We start from the raw sequence: 25,586 nt of genomic DNA on the forward strand, positions 1-25,586 counted from the left end.
TGTGACGCTTATAGGCGCGCGAGTGCGTTGCGGTCGAGCAAAGTAATCGCTTTGCCACGCGCGTCGATCAGGCCATCCTTCTGAAACATGCCGTCGAGCCCGATAGGATCGCAGGACAGATAGAGTCCGGTCACCTGTTCGCCACGATCAGATTTCGTCGACGTCGCCGAACAACTTATGCCGCATTGCGTAGCGCACGAGTGCCGCCTCATGCGGTGCGTTCATCTTCTCGAGCACGCGCGTCTTGTAGGTGCTGACCGTCTTCGAACTGACACACAGGGACTGCGCGATTTCGGAGATCGTCTGGCCCGACACGATGCGACGAAACACATCGTATTCACGGTCCGACAATCTCTGGTGCGGCAGCGCGTCAGCGGGTTCGTTCAGACTCTGCGCAAAGCGCTCCGCCATCGTCAGACTGACATACACGCCACCCGAGGCGACCTTGTTGACGGCGGCAATGAGTTCCTTGCTGGCGCTTTCCTTAGTCACGTAACCGGACGCACCAGCTTTGAATGCCCTGACCGCGTATTGCTGCTCGGCGTGCATCGTGAGTACGAGAATGCGCAGCGTCGGGAATTCCGTATGAATCTGATGGACAAGGTCGATACCGCTGCGCCCCGGCATCGACAAATCCAGCACGAGCACGCGAGCCGGTGTCGTGCGAACCAGCGTGAGTGTCGAGGGTGCGTCGTCTGCCTCGCCGGCGATTTCGATGTCGCCGGCGGACTCCAGGCAGTGGCGCAATCCCTCGCGGACCAGCACATGGTCATCCGCAATGAGAACCTTGATCATGGGGGTTCTTTCGATTCGGCGTGTTGTCGCGCGAAATTAAGCCTGTTCCAGGCGCATTTTGCGACATTTCTTATCCGCCTGCCAGTCTGAATGCAGCCTCGCCAACACTCAGTGCGACATCAGCACAGGCACCGTCATCGACGACAACATCGTGCGTGTGACGCCGCCGAGAATGAGCTCTTGCCAGCGCGTGTGACCATATCCGCCCATCACGACAAGGTCGGCGCCGATGTCGTCGATACGTGCGAGCAGCATCTCGCCTGTTGCCACGTCTTTGGCGGCTGGCAAATCCAGCGTCGTGACCTTCACGCCATGACGGGTGAGTGTCGCTGCGATATCGGCACCGGGAGGGCGTGCACCCGGCACGTTGCCATGCGCTGCGCTGATGGTCACCACCGTCGTCTGCTCCGACTGCTTGAGTAGCGGCAGCGCGTCATGCACGGCACGTGTCGCTTCGCGGCTACCGTCCCACGCGACCATCACGCGACGCCCGATATGCGCGAACGAGCCTGCATAAGGCACGACGAGCACAGGGCGCCCCGCCGACATCACCATGTTTTCGGGGAAATGATCAGCGACAAAGGATTCGGGATCGGCCGGGTCGTCCTGGCCGATGATCAGCAAATCGGCGCGGCGTGCGTACTTCGGCAATTCATCATCAGCATTGCCGGTTTCGTCGATCCATTCGCCGTCGACGTGCGCACGAGACAATTCGGCCTCGAAGAGCCGCTCCAGCGCGCCGTGTTCCTCGTGCCGGACAGTCTCATGCTCCTCGTAGTACTCCGCGGTACCGGCCATCACCACGAATGAGCGTGGGTTGGGGGCGAACACCGCAAAGACGCCTTGCAGGAAGGCACCGTGGCGTTTGGCGATTTCAATGGCGAGGTGCAGGCGTGCCTGCGCACGCGCGCTCGTGTCGAGGTGTACGACGATGGTTTTGTAGCTCATGACGGCTCCGGAACAAAGATCAAGGGTCGGGGGCGAAGGGCGAGGTCCAGGCTGTGAATCAGCCCCGCATTCCGGGGCGTTCAACCGCAAGTGTAGGAACCGCACAAACGCCCCGGATTGACCCACGTCAACGTAGCGATTGAGCCAGATCAAGCGCGATGCATTTGTCGCGTCAGGTGCGCAAACTCAGTGCGCATGCAAGGTCGACAACACATCCTGCAGGATCTGAATGTCCTGTTTGTCCCTGAAAACAGGTGGTGCCGACTTGTCGATGCCAAGCAACCGATACACCGCCGTCTGCGCAGAGCGAACCGAATACTCGACGGTGAAAACCACATCGTCGGGCAACTCGCAGAACTGCCCGATCAGCGCGAGATTGCGGTACCCGGTCGGGATGACCTCGGGGCGGTCGCCTTTCTGGCGACGCATGAATTGCGCAGTCGCGTAGGGCATATAGCAGGGAATGCAGATGGAGTCCTGCACGATGCGCCGTCCGGTGGCCGGCATGCCGAGATGACCGAGCACCTCGGTCATGATTTCGCGTCCTGTGCAGGCGAGCATGGGCTTCCGGACAAAGTCTCCCACGGCATCTGCGGCCAGCCCGTAGCCCCATAACACGCTCACGTCTTCGGGCTGCCCAGGGAAGTGGGGCTGATGCGGAATCACCATCGATATCAGCCAGCTCGAGCGCGCGAACGTGACGATGCCGCCTTGAGCGGGGTCGTCGCCCGTGACATCGCGCAGCACATCGAAGAATGCCGAGTGGTGAAGCGTCGTCGTGAACGACAGCCACTGCGATCGTTCGATGTGTCTGGAGAAAGCGGCCGGCCTGCCGAACTCGGGGCGCCCGGATGCCAGGGCGTCCCACAGTTGCCACGCTCCACCTGAAGGCTTGCCGCTAAAACGGGCCGGGCGCTCCATGGAACCTTGCGTCGTGCCTTCGGTCATCGAGCCGATCGTCACGATCACGCGATCGTGATCGAAGACCTCGTAGTGTCCCGCGTGGGTGCCACACACGTAGTCGATCGAGGCCGGACGCTTGCCATCGGTCGTGTCGACGAACTCAATCTTTGTGACGCGCGTGTTGATCGCAAACGTGACCCCCTGTTCCCTCAGCCACTTGTGCAACGGGCGCACGAGGGAATCGAACTGGTTGTACGTCGTGCGCATCGTGCCGCGCAACTGATTGAAGCCGGGGACCATGTGAGCAAAACGCAGCAGATAGCGGCGGAATTCCATTGCACTGTGCCAGCGGCGGAACCCGAACGTCGACGACCACATCAGCCAGAAATTCGAGCGGAAGAAGGCATCGTCAAAGAAGTCTTCGATGGCTTTGCCGTCGAACAATGCTTCCGGCTGCGTGGCAACCTGTTCAAGGCGCTCAATCTGATCGTCGGACAATTCGAATTCAGGCGCCTCGATGCGGCGACCGTCGCGCAACAGACGCGACTTCGCGGAACTCGCGTGCTTGTCGTTCCAGTCAAAGATTTCTCGCGTGACGGAGCGATCGCCTTCGAGCGTCGGGATCGACGAAAACAGATCGTACGTGCACACGTATTGGCTTTCGAACATCCGGCCACCGCGCATCACATAGCCATGCAGCGCCGAGCCTTCTGCATCGAGGCTACCCCCGACCGTATCGAGCGCTTCGATGATCGTGATGCGATTGCCTTGTATGTGGGCATCGCGGCAGAGAAAAGCAGCGGCGGCCAGTGACGCAATGCCACCGCCGATCAGATAGAAATGCGACTCGCTTTGACGAGCGAGTTCGCGCGAATGGCCCGCGGCGGCATGCGCGGGCTTCGGGGCGGCGACCATTGGGGCCTCATTCTTTCGGTTCTCGACGCACAAAGCGTCGTCATCCTGCCGAAGATAGCCTTCACGCCGTCGGAGAAAATTGAGGTTTGTCAAAGAGCGTATCGATCGCTCACGCATTCGACGCGGTGCGCGGGAAAACCCGACGCCTACGCCCTGGATGACCCCGGCATCTTTCCCGCCTGACCGATCGGAATCGAGACCCGAATAGCAAATCCTGACCCGGGCTCGCTATGGAACGTAATCGTCCCGCCGAGCATATGAACACGCTCGCCCATGCCGAGGAGGCCGAACGACGAAGGACTGCGCGCCGCGCCGAGTTCAGCGCCAACGCCGTTGTCCTCGATATGCAGGTGCAGGGCGTCGTCGTCGGCAAACAGGCGCACCGCGACGTGTGTCGCGTGAGCATGGCGTACGGCGTTGTTGAGCGCCTCCTGAACGACTCGAAACAGCGAGGAGGCAGCGGGGCCATGGAATTCAAAATCGCCGACCTCGATATCGGGGACAACGGCAAAGCCGTGCCGTTGCTCGACATCGTTGGCGATCCATTCGATCGCGGCAGGCAGGCCGAGATCGTCAAGCAGGGGCGGGCGCAAGTCGGCCGCGATCCGTCGAACTGAGCCGACGAGCGCGTCGATACGGGTTTCGAGGCGCGTCATGCGTTCGATCTCGACGCCGTCGCCATGCGTCGCCGAAAGCGACTTCTGCAGCAGGCTGAGATCCATCTTGAGCGCGACGAGTTGCTGTCCGAGATCGTCGTGGAGTTCGCGGGCGATACGACGCTGCTCGTCTTCACGCGCGATATGCGACTGCGCGGCGACCGCGCGCGAGCGCTCGAGCTCGGCCATCCGGATGCGCTCGGTCATATCGCGCGTGACCTTTGCGAAGCCCACCAGCTTGCCCGCCTTGTCGCTGACCGCCGTGATGACGACATTGGCCCAGAAGCGCGAGCCGTCCTTGCGCAGGCGCCAGCCTTCGTCTTCAACGCGGCCGTCGAGCCGGGCTTTGTCGAGTTCGAATTGCGGCTTGCGGGCAACGAGATCCTCGTCGCTGTAGAAAATGGAGAAATGACGCCCGATGATTTCATCGGGCCGGTAGCCCTTGATCTTCTGCGCGCCGTTGTTCCAGCTCGCGACGTTGCCGTCGGCATCGAGCATGAAGATCGCGTAGTCTTCGACGGCTTCGATAAACAGTTCCAGCGTGCGATTCGCTGGCGGTGCATCACCGGAAGGGGCAGGCGAGGGTGTGGTGTTCATTCGGGGGCCGTCTGATAACGATCAGCGCTCGCGACACGCGAGGTGCTGCCGATTATAGGGGCGGCCGAACCCGGATCAGAAACGATAGGTGACAGCGACCTGCACAACCGGATAGAAGCGGAACTTGCGGACCTTGTTGCTGATGTCCTGTTCTTCCTGAAGAATGTCTTCAGTCGACACGAAGGCGTTGTAGACATCCGGCACGCTGTACGACACGCTCGGACGACCATAGGCGACGCCTGCATCGAAACTGAAGCCGAAGCCCTTGGTCGCGCTCTTGTGGCCGTAGCCGATGCCCAGATAGGGCATCACGTGGGGCAGCTTCGCAGTCGCGGTCGGCGAACCGCCGATGGCCGGCACGTAGTCGCCGCCAATCTTGTAGTTGCCATCCGCGTTCGGCACCGCATGCGCAGTGAGCGTGTCGTCGTTGAACAGCGCGCCGGCCGTCACGCGAAACGCGCTTGCTTCAAAAGGAAACAGATCCAGGTACAGACCACCTTGCTCAAGGCTCAGGTGACCGTCGTACTCATTGCCATCGACGTCGACGTTGTGCGAAAAGCCCAGCCCTTCGATGTCGGCGTGCGCGCCGAAGTGCGGTCCGAAGTTGAGAGCGCCACCGATACCGGCCCCTAGCGTGCCACCCGTTACATACACTTCCTGAGCGTGCGACGCGCCCGCCACACCCATCGACAACACCGCCGCTATCCCGAGCGCCCGCTTGATCACGCGACCTGCACTATTTACCGAAGTCACTGCACATTCCTGGTTATCCCGGCGCTGCCCCCAGCGGGTTGTCCGGTTCAGTCAGGAATTTAGGGGTTCAAACGAATGTTCAATCGTGCAAGGTGCAGGCACTTATCGCTTCAAATCGACATGACCGGAGGCGGTGGGGAAAGCCGTTTCGGTGCGGTGCAGTCAGGTCGAAATAATTTTCCCTTTTTTCGCTCTCTGAATTTGCCTTCTGAAGGCGACCGTGGCCGCCTCCTCGTTCTACAAGGCACAGGCCTTAGACAGAACCGCCGCCCACCCGCATCGCGTAGTCCGGCAGATGCGGCACATAGTCTTCCGGACCACTACCACCCATGGCGACCGCCATCCCGTAGTAGTTCTTCACAGCGCTCGCGAGAAACGTCGGGCTGCCAGCGGCATTGGCCATCGATTCGAGGTAGCGCGTGTCTTTGTACGCATTCGACAAGGTGAACTTGTGCGAATCGCGATTCCCTTCGAGGGCGTACCCCATAAACGTCTGATAGAAACCGCAGTCCATGCGACTGCCGCGAATGACGCTATCGAACTGCTCGACCGTCAATCCCGCCTTGCGCGTGATCGCGAGCGCTTCCGCATACAACGCGCCATAACCGAGCGAGAGGAAGTTGTTGATGAGCTTCATCCGATGACCATCACCGACGTTGCCGACGCGAACGATCTTCTTCGCCCATGTCGCAAACACCGGGTGGAGTCGCGCGAAGATTTCTTCCGTCGCCCCGGCCATGACGGAAAGCTCACCCGTCTCTGCTTGGGCGGGTGTGCCGCCAAGCGGGGCATCGCAGTACTGCACGCCCGATTTCGCAAGCTCTTCGGCGAGTCGCACCGTCACCGTGGGATCGGACGTCGAGCAATCGACGATGATCGTGTCTTTGCGCAAACCGCCCTTGAGTTCGTCGACGACCGATTGCACGGCTGCAGAGTCAGTCAGGCAAAGAAAGACGATCGTCGCGTTCGGGGCCAGTTCGGCGACAGTTTTGACTTCCTTGGCGCCGCGTCCGACCAGGTCGTCCACCGGTTGCCGGTTACGGCGGCCATAGACGGTCAGAGGATAGCCGCGCTCGAGCAGATTCTTGGCGATACCGTGGCCCATCAGACCGAGCCCGACAAATCCGATTGATTCTGTAACAGCCTGCATGTGATCTCCGTTGGATAAAGCGTACGTCGAGGATGGCAAAGGCGTTTCTACGCTTGCGCGAAAAGGTGAGGCTTCGACGTGCGTGAATGGCGTCGTAGCGAGATGGACTTCGCAGCCCGCAAATTGTAGATGCGGACGCAGAAGCGCGCACGGACGCGGAAGGCAGGGCCTTACAACCTAAATGTCTGACAAATACCTGACGCCTCCGCAACCTACGCAAAACGCACGTAAAACACGTGAAATACGCAGGGTCACGAGGTACCATCGCACGCTTGGCGAGTCACGAATCGTTATGTGTGCGCGCTGCAGTGCGGTTTTCCTTTATCCGGGTGCCTCATGGGCACCGCCGTTCAATTACTTTTGACGTTCACTCCGCCGTCATGACCCATAACGACAACGACTTCAGCGATTCCACGCTGCAAGCGGCTTTCCTGCGCCACGAAGACACCCTGTCACCCGCGACACCCGCATTCGGCGAAGACGACAGCCGGGTGTATCGCACCCTGCTCGAATCGACCAAGGCGATTCCCTGGAAAATCGATTGGGCGGCGATGGAATTCGCCTATATCGGCCCGCAAATCGAAACCTTGCTGGGCTGGGCGCCGTCTTCATGGAAAACGGTCAATGATTGGGTGGAGCGCATGCATCCCGAGGATCGGGAAGCGGTCGTGAATTTCTGCGTGTCGCAATCGCAAGCGGGCACCGACCACGAAGCCGACTATCGGGCGCTGACCAAGGATGGCGGCTACGTCTGGATCCGCGACGTCGTGCACGTCGTGCGCAAACCGAATGGCGAAGTGGACTGCCTGATCGGGTTTATGTTCGATATCAGCGAACGCAAGCAGACGGAAGAAAAGCTCGCACAGCTGCAAAAGCAGCTCGAGTATTTGTCGTATCGCGACAGCCTGACCGGTGCGGGTAATCGTCGCATGTTCGACGCGGAATTCGAGCTGGCGTGGGCCGGTGCAGCGGCGTCGGGTTCGCCGATGTCACTGATCCTCCTCGATATCGACTTCTTCAAGGCCTACAACGACTACTACGGCCATCTTCAGGGCGACGAGTGCCTGAAGCGCGTAGCGGGAATACTCACCGCGGCCGCGGGTGACGACGCGTTCCTGGGCCGGTTTGGCGGCGAGGAGTTTGTGATCGTGTTGCCGAACGCGAGTCATGATGCGGCCGTGAAAGTCGCCGAGGATTGCCGCTCGATGATTGCGCAGGAGGCCATCCCGCATGTCCGCTCACCGCATAACCAGTGCGTGACGGCCAGTTTCGGTGTCGGCACGATTGTCCCGACGGACCGCGGTGACTCGACAGCCTTCGTCAATCTCGTTGACGCACAGCTGTATCAGGCGAAAGACAACGGCCGTAACCGCATCGCGGCGGTGGACCGGACGGGGATGCAGGGAGAAGCGTTCAAGAGTCACTCGCGGTAAAGCGGTGATGGGGCGTCGTTCGGGAGGACGACGCCGCGATGAACGGGTCGAAGCGGGACAACCACCTGTTCAAGATTTCGGGCGCGCCAGGCGGTGTTTCATCGCGGCACGAGGTAGCGAACGCTTGACGGCCCAGATTCGGAATCAAGCGTTCCGGCGACCCGATTAGCGACTGACCTCGACGTTGCCGCGGTTCGATGTCGAGCGGACTTCCTTGGTCAGGCAGCGCGTCAACAAGCGTCGGACGGGCGCATCAAAGTAGCGATCGAGCAGAAAGACGGCCACGAACATTGTCAGCATGAAACAGATGAGTTCGGCCGTACCGCCTTTGTTCGGATGAAGGCCGGCGCCGTGCGTCCGATGCCTAGACCCCGCCGAAGTCTTCGACCACGCCCACCAGCGCCGCTTTGTGAATCAGGTCGGCCAGCGACGAGGCCTGCATTTTTCGCATCGCCGCGCCGCGGTGCATTTTGACGGTCACTTCGCTGATCCCCATCCTGAATGCCACTTCCTTGTTGAGCGCACCCCGCACCACCATCTGCAGGACTTCGCGCTCGCGGCCCGTGAGCGTTTCGTAGGCCGTCCGCGAGACGGCCCGGATCGCGTCCTTGTCGCGGCGCGCACGATCAGTTCGAATCGCGGATGCAACGGCGTCGATGACCTCCTGATCACCGAACGGCTTGATCAGGAAATCGTGAGCGCCAGCCTTCATGGCCTTGACGCATGCGCGAACGTCCGCGTATCCGGTCATAAAGACGATCGGCATATTCGGCATATCGGCAGTCTGCTGAAACGTCAGGCCGCTTTCGCCCTTGAGCCGGATGTCGAGCACGAGACACCGTGCACCTGCGACGTTCCGTGCCGCTTCGACAAAGCCTGCGGTGCTCGAAAACGCGCGGGCGTCCAGTCCGACGGCGCGAAGCAGGGAAACGAGGGTCGTCCGAATCGACTCGTCATCGTCCACGATAAATACCGTCGCGGCGTCGTCTTGGGACGTCTCGCTGATCCGATCGCCAAGGGTCATTCCACTGCGGTGCATGGATCGCTCGTGATAAATACGCTGTTTGGGGAACAGAAGACGGGCGGCGCCATCAGGCTCACGCAATGACGGATGCTTCGCTCAGACGATCATGACCATCTCGTGCCACGACATGCCGCCGTGATCGGACGGCGATGGCTTCACGTATCTGAACCCGAACCGTTCATAGAGTGGAACATGACGCTGCTTGCACATGAGGTGAATCGTCTCCTTGTGCAACCGGCTCATGCGCGATACGAACTCGCGCATCATCAGCGACGCGTAGCCTTGACCCTGGTGTGCCGGATCGATCACGACCGACATGATCACCACGTTCGGCGCGTCGGCATCGTGCCCGACGAGTTCCTTGAAGGCTTCATCCGACATCACGACGTCGTGTGCGCATCCACAATTGATGAAGCCCACGATTTCGTCGCCGACTTCCATGACGAGAAATCCTTGAGGATATTGGGCAATGCGTGTGGCGATCTTTTGCGGCGTCGCGGCTTCGTCGCCTTCGTAGGCAGATGCCTCGATCGCGAAGCAACGGTCAGCATCGACAAGAGTCGCCTGGCGAAAACTCGGAGACAACATCGGATTCAATCAATCATTCAGTCTGCGGGAGTCAAAAAATAGTAGAACAAATGTAAAGTGTGAGCACTGCATTTATTTCACGAGACCCTGCACGATATGCATGAGCTACTTAGGCGCATCGATCTAAATCTGATGCTGGTCTTCGATGCATTGATGCGTCATCGCAGCGTGGCCGCAGCGGCCGATGAACTGTCGCTGAGTTCGTCCGCGTGCAGTCATGCGCTCTCTCGCATGCGCAGCGCGATGGGCGATCCGCTGTTCGTGCGTCATGGCAGTGAGATGCAGCCGACCGCAAAGGCCGAGCAGATGGCAGAGGGCGTCCGGGCCGCTCTGGAAAGCCTGACGACGAGCCTCGGTGAGATTGGACCATTCGAGCCGTCGACAAGCCACCAGACCTTCACTTTCGCGGCGACGGATTTCACGGCCTTTGCGGCGTTGCCTTATGTCGTCGCGAAGCTCGAGCACAGCGCACCGCACATTCGGTTTCAGGTCGACTATTCGACTCAACGCGAGTCTATCGATGACCTCAACGCGGGGCGCGTGCAGTTCGCGCTCGGCTTCTCGGACGAATTCGAGGCGCGGCAAACTGCGCTTGAGTCGTTCGAATGCGCCCCGGACGACTACGTGGTCGCGGCACGCAAGGGGCATCCCCGAATCAAGAAAGCGTTGTCGCTGAAACAGTATTTGTTTGAGCGACATGTCGTGGTCATCCCCTGGCGGGGCGAGCATAGCGTGGTCAATAAGGCGCTTGCGAATGTGGGCGTGACCCGCGATGTCGCGATTCAGCTACCGAGCCTGATGGCCGCGCCGTTTATCGTCGCTGAGTCCGATATGTTGATCACGTTGCCCCGGCGCGTCGCGACAAGGCTCTCTGGCGTGATTCCGCTTTCGGTATATCCGGTGCCGTTCGAGATCGCACCCTATGTGCTGCGAGTGGCATTTCATAAACGCAATCTCGACTCGCCGACCCACAAGTGGATGCGTGAGCGATTGCAAGCGGCGCTGAACGCACTACCCAGCGCTTAGCGAGCCGACGTGTGGACGCCATGAATGGGGCACGTTATCGGCACGAAGTCGACTTTTGATCGACTCGTGTTCGACACCGTCGCTGCGCCCACGGATATACCCGCGTTCGGCGCCCCATCGCACGAGAGCGACGGGGCGCCGTTGGTTCAATGCATTGAACCAACGATTTGCTCGGTCGACATCACCGCGTGAGCGAGGAACTGGTAATTGACCATGGCCGCTTTATAGCCGTCACCCCAGACCGGATGTCGAGGTCCGGCTACGGCATCGCTTGCGACTGCGACTTCGAAACCCTGCTCGACGAGATCGCGCAGGTGCGACTCGACACACATATTCGCCAGCATGCCGCCGAGAATCACGCGCGACATGCCGCGCTTGCGTAGCTGGAGCGTGAGGTCATTGGTCTGCGGTCCGAATACCTTGTGCGGGCTGACAACGATAGTCTTTCCGTCTTCGATATAAGGCTTGAAGCGCTCGAGCCAATCGGCTCCGGAGTGCGTCAGGCCCGTCAGGTCGAGCACGCCGGCCCGGGCGAAACTGCGATTGTCGGCCTCCATCTGCTCGAGCGGGCCGTTGAGCTTCCACGTGATATCGGTCGGAAAGAAATAATGGGGTGAAATAAAAACCTGATAGCCCGATTGTTTCGCGGCCTTGAAGAGCCGCTCCATATTTTCGACGGTATGATTTTCTTTGACGCTTTCGCCGACGGCATCCCAATTGACGCCAGTTTCGCTGAGTACATCATTTTGCGGGTCGATAAATACCAGTGCGGTATTAGTACTATCAAATTTAAAGCTCATGGCCCGATCTCCTGAGTGCAGGTTAATGAATCGCGCACAACCCGGTCCGATGACGTGATGCGGCCGAAACGCTGTCCAGCCTTGGGTTGACGTACAAATCATAGACGCCACGAGAATGCGATGCAGACCGGCTCAATGAGCAAGATAAAAAACCGTGAATCACCGATAATTCATACATACTTAGGTGTGGGTTATTAAAGGCAAGGGCGGGCTTTTTCGAATCCAATTTCTGTGAATTAATCTTCTAGATTAATCTATTCACTATTTGTGAGGCAATAACTCGATTCGCGCCATCGGGGCGGGCCGCCCACGGTTCAGATGCGAACTTTTCGAGTCTTCGAACACATTGGTTGCGGCGCAGAGCAACGCTGCGTTCGCGCGCTTGGAAACGACCCCGGGTGCGACATTTCAATCTTGCTCAAACACGACATTAGGATATTGCTCTTACAGCAAATGTTGGGGCCGGGTTCAGATGTCGGGGTTTGAGCTAGATAGAAATGTCGTAGTTGAAGTTGAAGAGCAGGGTGGTGGAGGCTTAGTGCAGTGGACCACTCTGCGGATTCCAGTGCGGTGTTGCGTGCTCCAGGGCGGCTTTAAAATCGTCGTCCGTCATCGCTCGAGATGTCTTGCGACCTTGCCGATTCAAGTGCTCGCGCACAGCCTCATCCCGATGCGCGCGCGACGGCGCCGGTTGCGTGCGGCGATCGTCACGCTGCGCCTGCATCGCGGCGGCGAGCTGCAACGCGTGACCCAGGCGCTTGTGATCGATCACCGCGCCCTGATCGATCTGCGCGAGCCGGTCATACGGCACGTACGGCAACGACTCGCCATTGGCCCAGATCTCCACCGTGCCGTCCGGATACTCGACCACATCGACGTACCGATGGATCAGCGCCTGATTCGCCGGCGTGTCCTCGAGCAAATAGATCACGCGGTCGTACTGCACCGTCAGCACGTTGGTGACCTTGCGCAACACGCGCCAGGTCAGGATCTGGTCAAGCCGCTCGTCTTCACGCACCGGTCGGTGCGCATCGAAGCTGCTCCTCGGCGGCTTGGCGAAGCGCGCGTTGTAGTCGACCATGAAGCAGGGCGCATACGCATTGGCGGCCTCCTTCGTGCTGATGCCACGCAGCCTCAGCTCCTTGACCAGACGATCCTGCAAGGTCAGGTGCGCACGCTCGACGCGGCCCTTGGCCGCGCTGCTGTTGGCACACCAGGTCTCGATGTTGAGCTCGTACAAGGCCCGCCCGTATTGGGTCACACCCGGTTGCGGGGCCGTCGCCGGGGGCTTGTTGACGTGAAACACCGAGGCCTTGTCACTGTAGAACGCGACCGGCTTGCCATAGCGTTCCAGATACGCGCGCGTCGCCTCGAAATAACTGAAGGTCGATTCGGTCGCGGTGAAATGCAGCATCATCAGCTGGCTCGTCGCGTCGTCCACAAACACCAGCAGCGTGCACATCGGCGCGCGGTCCTCGAACCACGCGTGCTCGCAGCCATCGATCTGGATCAGCTCGCCCAGGCACGCGCGGCGTGCGCGCGGCTGATGGATCTGGGGCAGCCGGTGTTTGCGCGGGATCCAGAGGCCGGCGATCGTCATCAGGTGCCTGAGCGTCTCAGTACCCAGCACGATGCCGTGGCATTCGCGCAGCTTCTCGTTGGCGAACGTCGGCCCGAAATCCGGGTAGCGCTCACGAATGATCGCGATTGCCTGGTCTGCCAGTCCATCAGGCAAATGATGATTGCTCGGGCGATCTCGATGCCGAGACGTGAGCCCCATGGCGCCTTCGACTCGGAAGCGCTTGGTCAGTCGCTCGATCTGACGTCGGCTGATACCGAGCCGCTCGGCAGCACGCCACGGCATCAGCAGGCCGTCGGCGACCGCCTGAATGACCTTGAGACGATCGAACTCGCTCATGCTCATGGTGATCAATCCTCGTCGATCCATGATCGTCTCCCAGCGCGCTGAACACCGCAAGCATGCGCCGGAAGCGGCCCGGGTGCGACATTTCTATTTGGGCCAGATACGACATCTCTACTTGGGTCCCACAGCAAATCACTGCATAATTGATCTTATGTAAACTAATATTAGCGACGATAAAGCCGCTTGACCGAGCGGCTTGCACTGGCGCTCATCATTTCGACAGGATCGCAGCAAGCATTGCGACAACCGCGCCCAACGACGCCACCACAGACCACTTGAGTCCAGTCACACGCGCTTTCATCGACTGTTCGATGATCTCGACGTCGCTGACATGCTTCATTTCCACTCTGAACGAATTCCATAAAGTTCTCCTATGCTGTGAGCCTGTGCACGGTAACCGCTAGAACCAGTTGCCAATGTGCCACGACAGCAAAAACGCAATCACGACCGCTCCTGCAGCGATGCTCACCGCGACGTGTTGCATACGGGCAGTAATCATTTCCATGCTCCAGTAGCAATGTGGACGAACAACGAAACGACAGCTCCTGCGCTGTTTTTGAAACGCCAATATTCGAGCAGCGCCGATCCGCGGTCAATCGTCGACGAACGATTGACCGAGATGCTGAGCGATTCGTGCAAATTGGGAGACTGAGACGGACGACGCGGAGGGCACGCTACTGCCAGAGCGTGTCCAGATGATGGAAGCCCCACTTTCGTGGATCTTCCGGACCGAGGATCCGCAGGGTGCAGCCCTCAGCGGCGAGGTCGATCAGATTGTCGGGCACGGTACGGTCGGCGGTGATCGAATAGAACGCGCGCACGATCGGCTTGGTCAGCAGCCCTTTGCCCTGCTCTGTTACCAGCGCGAGTTCATTTGAACTCAGACGTACCAACGACCCAACAGGATAAATCCCAACGAATTTCACGAACGCACTAAAGATGCGTTCATCGAAATGTCCGCGCCAGTTGGCCATCTCGCGGATCGCTTCCGCAGGGCTCCACGGACGCTTGTAGGCGCGCTCCGAAGTCACTGCATCGTAGACATCGCAGACCGCACCCATGCGAGCCAGCAGCGGAATGTCGTTGCCGACCAGACCCACGGGATATCCGCCACCCGAAAACTTCTCATGGTGGTACAGCGCGATGTCCTGTACTTCGACCGGTGCGCCCGCCTCTTTCAGCATGCTGCCACCGGCGACGGAATGGCGCTTCATGTGCGCGAATTCGGCGTCGGTCAACCGGCCGGGCTTGTTCAAGATGTCGAGCGGCACGGTGGCCTTGCCGAGATCGTGCATCAGGCCGCCGGCACCTGCCAACTGGACCATGTCTTCATCGAGCCCAAGCTGGCGAGCCAGGCCGACCATCAGTGCGCACACGGCAACCGAATGCAGATAGGTGTAGCTGTCGTGCGTCTTCAGGCGCGCAACGCTGATCAGCGCGGAAGGATTTCGATCGACCGAATCCGCGATCTGACGAACCAGGGGAACCGTCGTCTCCGGATCGATCGCCTTGCCAAGCCGCACGTCGTGGAACATCGACAAGACGAACTCTTTGGCTTCAGCACACACTCGACGAGCGCGACGCACTTCCGCGGCCATGTCTTCGTGCTGCGCGGCGTGCAAACGCGGCGTTTCCGTAACCGGTGCGCTGACGGTTTTGTCTTCGAGGTTATTGTGGGGATCTGCGGCCGGATGCTCGGCAACGGCGGCGCTCGAGCGCCCTCCGCTACGCCACTCGACACCATCACTGACGATCACATGCGTGATGCCTGCTTCCTTGATCTGCAGGATCTGGCTGATATCGGTCACGGCAAAGCCTTGCTGACCGAACAGATGTGGCGAGAGAGAGTCCTCGACGGACTCGATATACATCCCCACCTGCACTTGCGTAATCGGAACGCGACGATCGTTCGACATACTGTTTACTAAATTGAACGAAACTCGCGCGGTGGCGCGAACACCGGCGCGTCGTATCGAGTCAATACCCCGTATGGTCAGTAGGCTTTTGTCTGCCTTTCGACCGCTGAACTGGATTGCGGAAATCAGCCTGCATTTAAAAATGCAGTCGCCCCGACAATATCACTCAGAAATCGAGGATGAAAGCTACGGTTAAGCGTCGGGACAGCGTACTTACCCTCACTTGACTCGCCTTGCCGCGACAGCAAAGGGCAGGCATCCCTTTACGCGCTCGGTGTGGCGTGACTCAAGTTGCAACTGCGCATCGGAGCGTCGGTGGATCGGGGCATTGCGCGATCGCTGCATCGGGGCATTGCCAGGTCAGCACATTGGCACATCGACGCGCAACATCTGTACACGACGATAGAAGGCGAACACCGCGCTGCGACGTAAAGAACCCGGACACGAAAGCGAAGCGGTTTGCCGTGCCCTCTGCCTCGAAACGAGTCATTTGTTGCGCATGCAACAACCATTTTCACGCTCTTGAGTCGCGAACAGGGAGTGCTTGAGGAATAACGACTATCCAATGTCGGTCGGCGCAAAAAAAGATGTCCTGATAGATTGGCCCCCAACCTGATCATCAATGGAGACTTTCCATGCCTGAAACGCCCAACTCCCCGGGGGCACCCGGGAAATCGCTGGTGCTGATTGCGGCGATCGTGGCCGTTATCGTCGCGGCTTTCGCGTACACGGCCGGCTGGTTCACGCCGGATCGCCTGACGCCCGCGAAGATTGTCGACAGTCTGGCGCCACCGGGAGGCCCCGCACTGGGCTTCCGCCGGAACCACGCCAAGGGCATCTGTTTCACCGGTGAGTTCGATTCCAACGGCGCCGGCCTCCAGTTGTCGAAAGCGCCGATGTTCGTGCAGGGCTCGTACCCGGTGACCGGTCGCTTCAATCTGGCCACGCCGAACCCGAAGCTTGAGGATGCGATGGCACGCGTGCGCGGTATTGGCCTGCGTATCGTGGCACCGGATGGCGAGTGGCGCATGGCCATGATCGACGCGCCCTTCTTCCCTGTTGCGACGCCCCAGGCTTTCTTCGACCTTCAGAAAGCCTTGGCACGCAAGGATGATCCGAATGCGATGAAGGACTTCGTCGGAGCGCACCCGGAACTCGCGCATTTCGGCGCCTGGGCGGGAAGCGCACCGTGGACGTCGTCGTATGCTGAGGATCGATTCAACAGTCTGAATAGCTTTCTCTTTACGAACTCGGCAGGCGAAGATCGCGTCGTTCGCTGGTCGATCGTCCCGGTCGCGCAGCCGCAACTGCTGGCGCCTGACCAGCTCAAGGCCGAAAAGCCGGACTTCCTCGAAACGGACATCACGCAGCGCGTGAGCCAGGGCCCGCAAAGCTGGAAGCTGGTCGTCACGGTCGCCAGCCAGGGCGACCCGACTGCCGACCCGAGCAAGGCGTGGCCCGATGATCGCCGCCAGGTCGACGTCGGTACGCTGGTCGTGAAGCAGATCGAGCCGGAGCCTGATGGCCCCTGCCGAGATCTGAATTTCGATCCGACGGTGCTGCCTGCTGGCATGCACGTGTCCGACGACCCGTTCCCGGCCGCACGTTCGGCCGCCTATTCGGTTTCGTTCAATCGACGCACCGCTGAAGACAAGGACTATCCGCACACGCCGGCAGAAGGAGGCAAGCAATGAGCCCGACACATACGCAGTTCACGCCGCTACAGCGCGCCCTGCACTGGGTCATGGCGATATGCATTCTGTCGATGCTGTTTATCGGCGTCGGCATGGTGTCCACGATCCGGCCCACGTATCTGACACTGGTGTCGATACACAAGCCGCTCGGCGTCGTGATTCTGGTGCTTGCGCTGATCCGCCTGGTAGTTCGACTCACGAAGGGTGCACCTCCGCTGCCCGAAGACATGCCGATCCCGATGAAGCTCGCGGCGTGGTTGTCGCATCTCGCGTTCTACGCCTTGATGATCGTTTTGCCGTTGCTTGGCTGGGGCATGTTGTCGGCTGCGCGTTACCCGGTCGTCGTGTTCGGCGTGCAGTTGCCGTGGATCGCGCCGCATAGCAATGACCTTCACACGCTACTTTGGAATGCGCACCGGTTCCTGGCGTTGTGTTTCTTTGCGCTGATCGTGCTTCACCTGGCTGCAGCGCTTTTCCATGCGCTGATCCGGCGCGATGGGGTGTTTCAAGCGATGGCTGGCGGGCGTCGATAAGCGGCCGAGAATGGAGGACCCAGGCCCCCGTCGCTTTCGCAACCTGATGTGGTGAGACGCGAATTTGGCGGATAGGTCGGCTACGGTGGTGGCGCGAAGCTTGATGTACGCGAGTGTCGCGCCGCCGGCCGCTTCAAGGCCTCACAAATACGCGCGCGCCGGTCTTCCCTTCAAGGCCCGGCAAACATGTAGGGCCCCTGTTGTCCCTCAGGGCCTGACAAACACGGGCGGCGCCGGTCGTTGAGGCGTCGTCGATTTTCCCCACGCGTTGCCGAAGCGTGTTTCCTCTGCGGACAGGTTGAACGTGCCGACCTTGTTCGACGGCTGGGTGGCTAACGCTTCCGCGGCACTTTGTGATGCCGCGTTGGGCTTCGCCGCATGCGACGCGAGTTGGTCGCTCAAGCAGCCGTACGACAGTGTGCGTTTGCCTGACACTTCGACATCGACGCACACGGGCTTGCTGGCGGGGGCTGGTGCATCGGCCGACTGAGTTGTGCCGGCCTTGGCGTCGGACGACGATGCTACTGCGCCAGCTTCTTCTGCGAGCGCCTTCGACGAGGGAATGGCAAGGCCAAACAGGATGGCCATAGCGAGCGTCGAAACGAATGGCGTCGTCGCGATTGTTGACGCGGGTGTTGATGGGACTCTTGTTGCGCGTAAATGACTGCGCAAAACAATCCCCAAGACTTTGCGCGAATCGGCAAGCAAACCAGCAAGCGAATCCATGAGGCGATCCTCCGTCGTCAGACGCCGTCTTGAGCCCCGTCGCTACGACTCGTATCAGACGCATTCGCAAACGTTCACAACGTCCCGTATCCAGAGCCTTCGCAACATCGCTTTCAACGTTACTTCTCGACGTTGACAGCTTCCGGGCGCGCTTGTTCCATGCACTTTTCTCGATCGGCCTCGAGAAACCGGCCAAACGCGCGTTGGTCCGATCGTGGCACGCGCGGCAACGCGTGATCTGCGACACGTCGTATGCGTTTTACCTCTTCCCATTCGACGATATCGGCCGCCACAGGCAGTGGCGTTCGAGTCGGTGCGCGATAGACAACCCGGAAAAGGCGTGGCGCGATCGTTTGGGGCGTACGCGGATTCTCGCTTTGCGACGCGTGTCCGGTCCAGACTGCGCCCACATCACGTATCGCGTCGCCGAACCAGAATCGCACGCGCATCCCTGACACCTTCGGATCCGGATACACGATAAACCCCGCCAACACGAGCAAGGCATACGGTAAGTCGTGTTCGTCGAGCCCCGGGTAAGACCACAAATTAACGACGTCTGCGTGTGCGATCAATTCCGTAAGCCGTCGCAGCGACATCCCCGGCGCCTCGTGCCGCATCACCTGAAAATGCCGCTGCCAGAAACGCAGGAACCGCGCACGCTGCTTTGGGCCCGCCACTGAATCGAACGCGTGCCCGATCCAGTTGTGCTCGGGTTGATAACTCGGCGTCGTGAGCGGGCACAGTGAATCGGCGCCGCTATCTGCGTGCTTGAAATAACGACGGCGTCCGACTCTGCGATACGCGATGACGAGCTTGTTCGCGCACATCGGGCACCAGATCGTGGGCGCGTCTGTTGCACGGCTCGATGGCTCGCTAAGCGCGTAGGTGTCGATGTAGTACTCGTCGAGCGGATGCACGAGTGTGTGTGTGTCAGGCGAAGTGGGGAGCGTTGTGCTCTGCGACAGCCCGCTGACTGAGCAGCGGGGCGTCGCCGGAGAGTTTCGTTGTGTCTTCGTGTCGTTACTGCGCAGCGCTCAAGGCCTTGCGCACAGCGTCTTCGTTGATCGCGACGGTATTGCCGCCACCGGCCTTAGCCAGATACGCCACCGCGTTCTGCTGCGTGCGTTGCTGACGCATCGCTGCGCGGATCTGTTCTTTCGACTCAGCGAACGAACGCGTCGAAGCGGGGCGCGTTTCGATCAGCTTGACGATATGAAAGCCCGTCGGCGTCTGAATCGGCTTCGATACTTCGCCGACCTTCAACGACTCCGTCGCCTTGCGGATCTCGGGCACGAGCGCCGTGCTGGGCACGAAGCCCATATCGCCGCCCTTCCCTGCACTCGCCTGGTCCTGCGAATTGGCCTTGGCCAGCGCAGCGAAATCGGCATTTGCTGCGTGCGCCTGATTCGCGAGATCGTTGGCCTTGCTGCGCGCCTGATCGATCGTTGCCTTGTCGGCACTCGCCGGAGCCGCGATAAAGATTTGCGATACATGCACCGCCGCCGGGACATCGAACGCGCCTTTGTTCTTGTCATATGCGGCCTGCATGTCTTGATCCGACGGAAAATCGGCCGGCGGCTCGGCCACCGACTGCAGATAGCTGGCGACGATCGTCTCGCGCACGGCCTCGTCGATCATGCCCTTGACCTTGTCTTGCTTGTCCCAGCCCTTGGCCTTCGCTTCGTTAATCACAGCGGAGGCTGCGAGACGCTCATGCACGAGCACATCGAGTTCCTTCGGGTTCGCCGCGAGCTGTGCACGCGCCTGGGGCTGGATGTTCTTGAGGATCTGCGTGAGCTCCGGTCCCGTGACCGATGCGTCACCGACGCTCGCCACGACATCATCCTGCGCGAAAGCCAGCATCGGTGCGGTCAACGTGATGGCACATGCTGCGATCAATGCGATTTTCATGCTTGTTCCCCTTGCGAAATTCCTTGGCACGCTCAAAAAAGCGGCCGCACCCGGTAAGGTGCGGCGCGCAACCCCACTCACTCGATGTTTCCTACTCACACTTCCCTGCAACGACTTCCTGAGCCGCTCGTTCGAGCGGGCTGTCTGCTGTCCACGTTCAACGCCGAGCCTTGATCTCGACTCTTGACCTCAAACTTAAGCCAGCGGTGAACCAACGCATTCGCACGCCTTGATCGCGGTTCGGCTTAGCAAGCAATCAAGTCTGCTCACCCAACCCCAGCTTCACCACGACGGGCTGCTTCATATCGCTGGGCGGCGGCAGACCGATCACGATCGACGTCATCACGCGCCGAAGGTTGTTCATTTCGGCCGGATCACCATCCGGGTCGAACTCGACGCGCGTGATATGACCCGACCGATCGATCCACACCTCGACAAACAGATTGCCCAGCGGCTGACCCGCAGGCGTCGTGAACTGCTTGGCGAAATACGACCGAAACTCCACGACGCGATCGTCTTCGCTTCCAATCACGCTCTGCATGCGCTCGCTGACGCGTTGCGCATATTCGATCCACGCCGGCGGCGCCTCGTTGAGCTGGACAGTCTGCGCGCTCGCCTGACCGATGCTCGCGAGCAGCGCAAACCACAGCGCGTGCAGACGCGAACCCGGTTTCATTGAATCGTCGCCGTGACGGCGTCGTCGCCCGCATTGAGGGCTGCTTCGCTCGTCAGCACGTTCGGGTTCTTCTTGAGCGCTTCTTCAGCCGCCATCATCGAAGGACGGTTGCGCAGATGGAGCAGAAACTCCTGAACCAGGCGGTCCCAGAGTTCGACCATCGATGCAAGGTGACGCTCGGTGACGCCGCCTGCGACGACGACATCCATCTCGAGCACGAGGAACTGGCCATGCGCAGCAAGGCGGGCGAAGCGCTTGGTGCGGTTCCAGCTCGGCACGAGTTCAGCCGGCAGGTCGCCCTGCACTTGCAGTGCGCAGCTCAGCGTGTAATCGATATACGTACCCTGTGTCGCGCCGGCATTGCCGAAGCGCACGACGAAGCCGACACCCTGGCTCGCGCTCATGAGTTGAACGACGCCGTTTTGTTCGGCCGGCGTGACGCGATAGCCAGCCGTGCGCATCAGGTCGGCGAGCTGTTCAATTTCGACGTGATCGAGCACTGCTGCATTCGTGGTGTTCTTAGCCATGTGTGACTCCTTCGTGTATGCGTCCGGTTGCACGGACTGTGATTCGGTGTTGATGGTGCTTCTGCATCGCAACGAACAGTCGATGTGCGTCGTCGCGGCGATGTTTGTTAGGCAAGCTGCCTCTTGAACGCGATGTCTCTTAGGAACCAGGTCTCTTAGGCATCGTGTCCTTTAGGCATCGTGTTCTTTAGGCAGCAAGCCTCTCGGGCATGACGTCATTAGGAAAACAGCCCGTTCGTGCAGAGGCACGCGCGCTTAGTGACTCGCACCCGCAACGCTTGCCGGTGCGGCAGGCGCCGCGGCTGCGGGCGTCGATGCCGCAGCCGTCGCACTCATGCGCGGATCGAATTTCGCGCCATACAGCTTGTCGCCATAGTCCTGTGCGATCTCGTCGTACTTGACGCGTGCACTCTGCGCAAACGGCTCGCGGGTCTTAAGCACCGTCTCGAGATCGATGTGCTCATAAGCATCGAGAATCTCGTGGCCAACGTCATAGAGCTGCTTGTTCTTCGCCGTGCAGACCTCGACCTGCTTGCCCGAGGCCTTGAGCTGATCGCGCACCTGTGCAAGATCAACATCACGGCTGCGCACGGTCTTCTGAAGCTCATCGTTCGCGCGTCGCATTTTCTCGAGCTCGGCGCGATCCTTGTCGTGAGCCACCTTCTCGGCCGCCAATGCTCGACGCGCACCGTCGTCCTCGCTCGGCTTGGCCTTGGCGGCTTCGCCCTGCGCAGCCTTGAGGTCAGCCTGTGCCTTGTCGCGATCCTGCTGTGCTTGCGTCAGCTGCGTCTGCATCTGTGCCTGCGAGTCCTGGGCCTGATGCAGCTGATCGGTTGTCGAGCGCAACTGCGAACGCAGACGCTCTTCGATGCTTTGCGCTGACGCGTGCCCTGCGACGCACGCCAGCGAAATCGCAACCGCTGCCAGATATTCGAATCTCATGTTCGGTTTCATGATTCGCAGAGGCTCGCTTTAGAAACGCGCGTCGAGTTCGAGCTGAAGCACGTCGATCGAGACCGGAGGACCAAAGACCTCATGTGCCGAGAGATAACGTGCAGACAGGTATGCGTTGCGAGCAATCCCGTACTGGCCGCCGATGATGTAGCCCTTCGCGTTGGTACCACCGAGGTTGAAGTCCGGATCGTCAAAGCCGTCGAGCACCGCATCAGGCTGCAAGTACTTGTATGTGAGCGAGAAGTTCCACTGCCCACGTTCGGTGACCTCGGGATCGCCGAGGGTCGCCTTGAACATGAAGCCGTTCGGCCCGCTCTGATAGTCGGCCTGCGTCGGATTCGGGATCGGCGTGGAATAGTTATTGGCCGGCTGCGAAGGTGCCTTAAACGCGTCGTTCCCGTTGTAGGCCAGATTGCGCACGTATTCGCCATCCAGCCGCAGCTTGTAGGAGTCTGCGATTCGCGTGTCCCACTGAACCTTCGTATCGAACAGGCGATAGTTGTATGCGAGGCCAAACAACTCAGGCAACGGTGTGAGACCTGGCCCAAGCGTGGGATCGGGCAAGATGTTGCGTAAGGCAATCAGCGTATTGCCCTTCTGCATGAATGCCGGCGCATCGTTATCCGTACTACACGACGTCGCACCCAGATACAGTGCACACGGCGAAGAGAACTCGCCCTTCATGTTCTGAAAATCGTAGTAGGCGATCGCGCCCTTGACAGTGTTTCGTGAATCGATCTTCCATTTCGCACCGATTTGCGCGCCGAGCAGCCACTGGGTCCCGCTTCCCTTATCGGGGCTGTCCGTCGGGAACAGATCTGTCGTGTACTGAATCGGGAACACGCCCAACGTACCAAAGAGCGTGACATCTGACGTCGTCGGCAACGCATGAGCGAAAGTCGCTGCGATACCGTCAAATTCGAGGTCGTTCGAGAACAGCAGGTCCGACGAGAAGAACGGGTTGTCGAAACGCCCCGCCTTGATGTTCATCCACGACGTCGGCGTATAGCTCGCGTACACCTTGTTCAGCCAAATCGCCTTCGGATCGAAACCGCCGCCCAACGTCTGCGTCGTTGAGACGGGGCCGGTGGTGAAGTTGTTCGGACCGGAGGCGAGCTGCATGCCCACCGTCAACTGCTCCGAAATGTTTGCATCGATGCCGAGCCTTGCGCGGGCGCGCAAAAGGTTGTCGCGGTTTTGAGTCGTGTTGTAAATCGGCGGCAACGTTCTGATCGTGTTTTGATTGACGTCCTGCGGACCTGTCGCGTTGATCGCCGCATAGTTGATCAAATCCGGGAAATTGTTCGGCGAGTAGAAGTGATACTCGTCGCGCACCCGAACGTCCCCGCTGATCGTGATCCGCGAGACCCAATCCGGGAACGTATTCGGCGTTGCCCAGTTTTCGCTCTTGGCCTGCGCGATGACTTCCTGCTTGACCTGTTCCTTGATCTGGTCGCGCACGACCTCCGGCACGTAGGGAACGGCGACCTCACCCGGCTGAGCAGCAACGCCCGCAACGGCCACGCCACTTGGCTTCGAATTGGCCGCAGCAGCTTTAGCTTGCGCCGCTTCGGTCTGCGCCTCATGAATCAGGTCGTTCGCGTTCTGCTGCGTGAGCACGCCGCGTTTGACGAGCAGATTGATCAGGTTGATGACCGTGTTCTCGGTCGGCGCCGCAGTCGCCGCGGCGTTATCGGCCGCTTGCGTTGCCAACGATTGCGCGTGCGCTCCAACCGAAAAGCTCATTGCAGCAAGCACCGCCGTGCATGCGCGTGTGTGCCGGAAGCGGCTCGTGGCGAGCTCGCGGTTCCGGCATCCCCGTGCCGTGATGTTCGACATTCCCATTCTCCACATAACGTGTTCGTTTTTTCGAGGGCGAACACCGCCTGCGGCACAGTCGGCAGACCGTGTCGGTGTGGTATTCGGACCGCGTGTTCTGGATCAGCCCGCCTTGCGCCCCTGTAATCTCACGAGCACCGGATACGTCGTCGCCGCCGGCGGAGGCGAATCGACGTGGCCGATCGTTTCAATGGCGCTCGCAATGGCGTCATCGAGCTGCGTATCTCCCGTCGACTGAACGATCGACACCTTGGTGATCGCGCCCGACGGTTCCATCCACAGATTCAGCTTCACATCGAAGCGGGACGTCCCGCCCGATGCCTGTACGCGTTTGTCTTTCTCGACGGCCTGCTGCAGCACGTAGCCGATGTATTGCCCGTACGTCGCCGTCGCAAAGCCACCGGTGCCGTCTCCGCTGCCCGGTGCGCCCATACCGCCACCGTTGCCCGCGGAGATGTTGAAACCGTCGTTGCCCGCTTGCGCAGGCGCATTCATGGTCATCTGCTGCGGCTGACTGTCGGCCGGCTTCGGCGGCGCAGCGGGCTTCGGTGCGTCCGTCGGGCGCTCGACCGGTGCCTTCGCCTGCTCTTCCGGCTTTTCGATCTGCTTGGGCTTCGGCGGCGGTGGCGGCGGAGGCGGCGGTAGCGGAATCACCGTCGTCACTTCCGGCGCGGTCGCGCGCTTCACGGCGGCCTTGTCGTTGGCGAAATGCCAGATCAACGCGCCGATGCCGACGAGCACGACGACAAGCACAACCGGCTTGATCCAGCGGCGCCATCCGCCTTCCGGATCGTCGCCAGGGCCGTTGTCATAGGTCATGTCCATGGTCGAGCCTTAGCCGCCTTGATGGGCCTTGCCCGTCACGAGACCGACTTGCGACAGATCGAGGCGGCGCAGCAGATCGAGCACGTCCATGACCTTCTGATACGCAACGGCCGAGTCGCCCTTGAGCACGATCGGAAACTCGGGGTTCAGCGCCTTTTCAGTGCGCAGTCGCGTTTCGAGTTCGTCCATCGTCACGGGATACGCGTCGAGGAAGATCTGTCCCGAGTCCGCGACCGTGATGGCCTTCGTCTTCGGTTTGGCCAGGCTCGCCGACGAGCTGGCCTTGGGCAGATCGACCTTGATGCCCTGCACCGACGCGGTCGTCATGATGATGAAGATGACGAGCAGCACGTACGCGAGGTCGAGCATCGGCGTGATGTTGATGTCGTCGTAGGGCTTGTCGTCGTCTTGAACTTGCATGGTCGTTTCTCCGTTACCGCACGTGGCGGGTGCTTCGCGTTATTGCTCGCGCT

General features: G+C 60.2%; 27 protein-coding genes. 4 read left to right on the plus strand and 23 right to left on the minus strand.

Annotation, left to right across the window (positions count from 1 at the left end; genetic code table 11):
• Positions 1-8: 8 nt before the first annotated feature.
• The 7 genes from ACMFWR_RS20580 to ACMFWR_RS20610 all read right to left on the minus strand — a co-directional run bounded on the left by ACMFWR_RS20580 (position 9) and on the right by ACMFWR_RS20610 (position 6,717).
• Positions 9-134, minus strand: coding sequence for a hypothetical protein (locus ACMFWR_RS20580; protein ID WP_413196543.1), 126 nt, complete (start codon positions 132-134; stop codon positions 9-11).
• Between the two features lie 13 nt (positions 135-147).
• Positions 148-795: a response regulator gene (locus ACMFWR_RS20585; protein ID WP_413196544.1), complete on the minus strand. Its 648-nt coding sequence runs from the start codon at positions 793-795 to the stop codon at positions 148-150.
• A gap of 108 nt (positions 796-903) precedes the next feature.
• On the minus strand, positions 904-1,743 hold the full coding sequence (locus ACMFWR_RS20590) for a universal stress protein (protein ID WP_413196545.1): 840 nt from the start codon (positions 1,741-1,743) through the stop codon (positions 904-906).
• 186 nt (positions 1,744-1,929) lie between these two features.
• Positions 1,930-3,561 (minus strand): oleate hydratase, encoded by a 1,632-nt coding sequence (locus ACMFWR_RS20595; RefSeq protein WP_413196546.1) that lies wholly within the window; start codon positions 3,559-3,561, stop codon positions 1,930-1,932.
• Between the two features lie 146 nt (positions 3,562-3,707).
• Positions 3,708-4,814, minus strand: coding sequence for a PAS domain-containing sensor histidine kinase (locus tag ACMFWR_RS20600; protein ID WP_413196547.1), 1,107 nt, complete (start codon positions 4,812-4,814; stop codon positions 3,708-3,710).
• A 75-nt stretch (positions 4,815-4,889) separates the two neighbouring features.
• Positions 4,890-5,567 carry a hypothetical protein gene (locus ACMFWR_RS20605; RefSeq protein ID WP_413196548.1) on the minus strand — a complete coding sequence of 226 codons (678 nt, stop codon included), beginning with the start codon at positions 5,565-5,567 and terminating at the stop codon, positions 4,890-4,892.
• A 253-nt stretch (positions 5,568-5,820) separates the two neighbouring features.
• Complete coding sequence (locus ACMFWR_RS20610) at positions 5,821-6,717, minus strand: NAD(P)-dependent oxidoreductase (protein WP_413196549.1); 897 nt, start codon at positions 6,715-6,717, stop codon at positions 5,821-5,823.
• Between the two features lie 380 nt (positions 6,718-7,097).
• Between ACMFWR_RS20610 and ACMFWR_RS20615 the strand changes: the two genes are divergently transcribed.
• Complete coding sequence (locus ACMFWR_RS20615) at positions 7,098-8,150, plus strand: diguanylate cyclase domain-containing protein (RefSeq protein WP_413196550.1); 1,053 nt, start codon at positions 7,098-7,100, stop codon at positions 8,148-8,150.
• 165 nt (positions 8,151-8,315) lie between these two features.
• Here the strand turns inward: ACMFWR_RS20615 and ACMFWR_RS20620 are convergent, their stop codons facing one another.
• From ACMFWR_RS20620 to ACMFWR_RS20630, 3 genes are all read right to left on the minus strand, one after another.
• On the minus strand, positions 8,316-8,450 hold the full coding sequence (locus ACMFWR_RS20620) for a hypothetical protein (protein ID WP_413196551.1): 135 nt from the start codon (positions 8,448-8,450) through the stop codon (positions 8,316-8,318).
• A 64-nt stretch (positions 8,451-8,514) separates the two neighbouring features.
• Positions 8,515-9,189, minus strand: coding sequence for a response regulator transcription factor (locus ACMFWR_RS20625; protein ID WP_413196552.1), 675 nt, complete (start codon positions 9,187-9,189; stop codon positions 8,515-8,517).
• 81 nt (positions 9,190-9,270) lie between these two features.
• Positions 9,271-9,762, minus strand: a complete 492-nt coding sequence (locus ACMFWR_RS20630; RefSeq protein ID WP_413196553.1) for a GNAT family N-acetyltransferase — start codon at positions 9,760-9,762, stop codon at positions 9,271-9,273.
• Between the two features lie 132 nt (positions 9,763-9,894).
• On the opposite strand from ACMFWR_RS20630, the gene ACMFWR_RS20635 reads away from it, so the two are divergent.
• On the plus strand, positions 9,895-10,788 hold the full coding sequence (locus tag ACMFWR_RS20635; protein ID WP_413196554.1) for a LysR family transcriptional regulator: 894 nt from the start codon (positions 9,895-9,897) through the stop codon (positions 10,786-10,788).
• Between the two features lie 146 nt (positions 10,789-10,934).
• On the opposite strand, the gene ACMFWR_RS20640 is transcribed toward ACMFWR_RS20635, so the two are convergent.
• From ACMFWR_RS20640 to ACMFWR_RS20655, 4 genes are all read right to left on the minus strand, one after another.
• On the minus strand, positions 10,935-11,588 hold the full coding sequence (locus ACMFWR_RS20640) for a cysteine hydrolase (RefSeq protein ID WP_413196555.1): 654 nt from the start codon (positions 11,586-11,588) through the stop codon (positions 10,935-10,937).
• A gap of 535 nt (positions 11,589-12,123) precedes the next feature.
• A complete protein-coding gene (locus ACMFWR_RS20645) occupies positions 12,124-13,536 on the minus strand; it encodes an ISNCY family transposase (protein WP_413191649.1) in 1,413 nt (470 codons plus the stop codon).
• 187 nt (positions 13,537-13,723) lie between these two features.
• Positions 13,724-13,852 (minus strand): hypothetical protein, encoded by a 129-nt coding sequence (locus ACMFWR_RS20650; protein WP_413196556.1) that lies wholly within the window; start codon positions 13,850-13,852, stop codon positions 13,724-13,726.
• 334 nt (positions 13,853-14,186) lie between these two features.
• A complete protein-coding gene (locus ACMFWR_RS20655; RefSeq protein WP_413196557.1) occupies positions 14,187-15,428 on the minus strand; it encodes an HD-GYP domain-containing protein in 1,242 nt (413 codons plus the stop codon).
• Positions 15,429-16,063: 635 nt separating this feature from the next.
• Here ACMFWR_RS20655 and ACMFWR_RS20660 point away from each other — a divergent pair.
• Positions 16,064-17,122, plus strand: coding sequence for a catalase family peroxidase (locus tag ACMFWR_RS20660; RefSeq protein ID WP_413196558.1), 1,059 nt, complete (start codon positions 16,064-16,066; stop codon positions 17,120-17,122).
• Positions 17,119-17,655, plus strand: a complete 537-nt coding sequence (locus ACMFWR_RS20665) for a cytochrome b (RefSeq protein WP_413196559.1) — start codon at positions 17,119-17,121, stop codon at positions 17,653-17,655. Before ACMFWR_RS20660 ends, ACMFWR_RS20665 begins: the two co-directional genes overlap by 4 nt.
• Before the next feature lie 207 nt (positions 17,656-17,862).
• Here the strand turns inward: ACMFWR_RS20665 and ACMFWR_RS20670 are convergent, their stop codons facing one another.
• The 9 genes from ACMFWR_RS20670 to ACMFWR_RS20710 all read right to left on the minus strand — a co-directional run bounded on the left by ACMFWR_RS20670 (position 17,863) and on the right by ACMFWR_RS20710 (position 25,533).
• A complete protein-coding gene (locus tag ACMFWR_RS20670) occupies positions 17,863-18,243 on the minus strand; it encodes a hypothetical protein (protein WP_413196560.1) in 381 nt (126 codons plus the stop codon).
• A gap of 257 nt (positions 18,244-18,500) precedes the next feature.
• Complete coding sequence (locus ACMFWR_RS20675) at positions 18,501-19,298, minus strand: hypothetical protein (RefSeq protein WP_413196561.1); 798 nt, start codon at positions 19,296-19,298, stop codon at positions 18,501-18,503.
• A 103-nt stretch (positions 19,299-19,401) separates the two neighbouring features.
• Entirely contained in the window at positions 19,402-20,292 is an 891-nt protein-coding gene (locus ACMFWR_RS20680) for a peptidylprolyl isomerase (protein ID WP_413196562.1), read from the minus strand.
• A 256-nt stretch (positions 20,293-20,548) separates the two neighbouring features.
• On the minus strand, positions 20,549-20,968 hold the full coding sequence (locus tag ACMFWR_RS20685) for a hypothetical protein (protein WP_413196563.1): 420 nt from the start codon (positions 20,966-20,968) through the stop codon (positions 20,549-20,551).
• On the minus strand, positions 20,965-21,495 hold the full coding sequence (locus ACMFWR_RS20690; RefSeq protein WP_413196564.1) for a YbjN domain-containing protein: 531 nt from the start codon (positions 21,493-21,495) through the stop codon (positions 20,965-20,967). Before ACMFWR_RS20690 ends, ACMFWR_RS20685 begins: the two co-directional genes overlap by 4 nt.
• A 255-nt stretch (positions 21,496-21,750) precedes the next feature.
• Positions 21,751-22,437 carry a hypothetical protein gene (locus ACMFWR_RS20695; protein ID WP_413196565.1) on the minus strand — a complete coding sequence of 229 codons (687 nt, stop codon included), beginning with the start codon at positions 22,435-22,437 and terminating at the stop codon, positions 21,751-21,753.
• 30 nt (positions 22,438-22,467) lie between these two features.
• The gene (locus tag ACMFWR_RS20700; protein WP_413196566.1) at positions 22,468-24,288 is read right to left on the minus strand and encodes a putative porin; all 1,821 of its coding nucleotides are present in this window, start codon (positions 24,286-24,288) and stop codon (positions 22,468-22,470) included.
• Positions 24,289-24,390: 102 nt separating this feature from the next.
• The gene (locus ACMFWR_RS20705; protein WP_413196567.1) at positions 24,391-25,113 is read right to left on the minus strand and encodes a TonB family protein; all 723 of its coding nucleotides are present in this window, start codon (positions 25,111-25,113) and stop codon (positions 24,391-24,393) included.
• 9 nt (positions 25,114-25,122) lie between these two features.
• Positions 25,123-25,533: an ExbD/TolR family protein gene (locus ACMFWR_RS20710; protein ID WP_413196568.1), complete on the minus strand. Its 411-nt coding sequence runs from the start codon at positions 25,531-25,533 to the stop codon at positions 25,123-25,125.
• Positions 25,534-25,586: the final 53 nt, after the last annotated feature.

The organism is Pararobbsia alpina (assembly GCF_965118125.1).
In the GTDB taxonomy this organism is placed as follows: Bacteria; Pseudomonadota; Gammaproteobacteria; order Burkholderiales; family Burkholderiaceae; genus Pararobbsia; species Pararobbsia alpina_A.

Excerpts from the sequence above, each read along its gene's own strand:
- ACMFWR_RS20585 (WP_413196544.1), bottom strand. The coding sequence starts at position 795 with ATGATCAAGGTTCTCATTGCGGATGACCATGTGCTGGTCCGCGAGGGA.
- ACMFWR_RS20590 (WP_413196545.1), bottom strand. The coding sequence starts at position 1,743 with ATGAGCTACAAAACCATCGTCGTACACCTCGACACGAGCGCGCGTGCG.
- ACMFWR_RS20595 (WP_413196546.1), bottom strand. The coding sequence starts at position 3,561 with ATGGTCGCCGCCCCGAAGCCCGCGCATGCCGCCGCGGGCCATTCGCGC.
- ACMFWR_RS20600 (WP_413196547.1), bottom strand. The coding sequence starts at position 4,814 with ATGAACACCACACCCTCGCCTGCCCCTTCCGGTGATGCACCGCCAGCG.
- ACMFWR_RS20610 (WP_413196549.1), bottom strand. The coding sequence starts at position 6,717 with ATGCAGGCTGTTACAGAATCAATCGGATTTGTCGGGCTCGGTCTGATG.
- ACMFWR_RS20615 (WP_413196550.1), top strand. The coding sequence starts at position 7,098 with ATGACCCATAACGACAACGACTTCAGCGATTCCACGCTGCAAGCGGCT.
- ACMFWR_RS20620 (WP_413196551.1), bottom strand. The coding sequence starts at position 8,450 with ATGCTGACAATGTTCGTGGCCGTCTTTCTGCTCGATCGCTACTTTGAT.
- ACMFWR_RS20625 (WP_413196552.1), bottom strand. The coding sequence starts at position 9,189 with ATGCACCGCAGTGGAATGACCCTTGGCGATCGGATCAGCGAGACGTCC.
- ACMFWR_RS20630 (WP_413196553.1), bottom strand. The coding sequence starts at position 9,762 with ATGTTGTCTCCGAGTTTTCGCCAGGCGACTCTTGTCGATGCTGACCGT.
- ACMFWR_RS20635 (WP_413196554.1), top strand. The coding sequence starts at position 9,895 with ATGCTGGTCTTCGATGCATTGATGCGTCATCGCAGCGTGGCCGCAGCG.
- ACMFWR_RS20640 (WP_413196555.1), bottom strand. The coding sequence starts at position 11,588 with ATGAGCTTTAAATTTGATAGTACTAATACCGCACTGGTATTTATCGAC.
- ACMFWR_RS20645 (WP_413191649.1), bottom strand. The coding sequence starts at position 13,536 with ATGGATCGACGAGGATTGATCACCATGAGCATGAGCGAGTTCGATCGT.
- ACMFWR_RS20650 (WP_413196556.1), bottom strand. The coding sequence starts at position 13,852 with ATGAAGCATGTCAGCGACGTCGAGATCATCGAACAGTCGATGAAAGCG.
- ACMFWR_RS20655 (WP_413196557.1), bottom strand. The coding sequence starts at position 15,428 with ATGTCGAACGATCGTCGCGTTCCGATTACGCAAGTGCAGGTGGGGATG.
- ACMFWR_RS20660 (WP_413196558.1), top strand. The coding sequence starts at position 16,064 with ATGCCTGAAACGCCCAACTCCCCGGGGGCACCCGGGAAATCGCTGGTG.
- ACMFWR_RS20665 (WP_413196559.1), top strand. The coding sequence starts at position 17,119 with ATGAGCCCGACACATACGCAGTTCACGCCGCTACAGCGCGCCCTGCAC.
- ACMFWR_RS20670 (WP_413196560.1), bottom strand. The coding sequence starts at position 18,243 with ATGGCCATCCTGTTTGGCCTTGCCATTCCCTCGTCGAAGGCGCTCGCA.
- ACMFWR_RS20680 (WP_413196562.1), bottom strand. The coding sequence starts at position 20,292 with ATGAAAATCGCATTGATCGCAGCATGTGCCATCACGTTGACCGCACCG.
- ACMFWR_RS20685 (WP_413196563.1), bottom strand. The coding sequence starts at position 20,968 with ATGAAACCGGGTTCGCGTCTGCACGCGCTGTGGTTTGCGCTGCTCGCG.
- ACMFWR_RS20690 (WP_413196564.1), bottom strand. The coding sequence starts at position 21,495 with ATGGCTAAGAACACCACGAATGCAGCAGTGCTCGATCACGTCGAAATT.
- ACMFWR_RS20695 (WP_413196565.1), bottom strand. The coding sequence starts at position 22,437 with ATGAGATTCGAATATCTGGCAGCGGTTGCGATTTCGCTGGCGTGCGTC.
- ACMFWR_RS20700 (WP_413196566.1), bottom strand. The coding sequence starts at position 24,288 with ATGTCGAACATCACGGCACGGGGATGCCGGAACCGCGAGCTCGCCACG.
- ACMFWR_RS20705 (WP_413196567.1), bottom strand. The coding sequence starts at position 25,113 with ATGGACATGACCTATGACAACGGCCCTGGCGACGATCCGGAAGGCGGA.
- ACMFWR_RS20710 (WP_413196568.1), bottom strand. The coding sequence starts at position 25,533 with ATGCAAGTTCAAGACGACGACAAGCCCTACGACGACATCAACATCACG.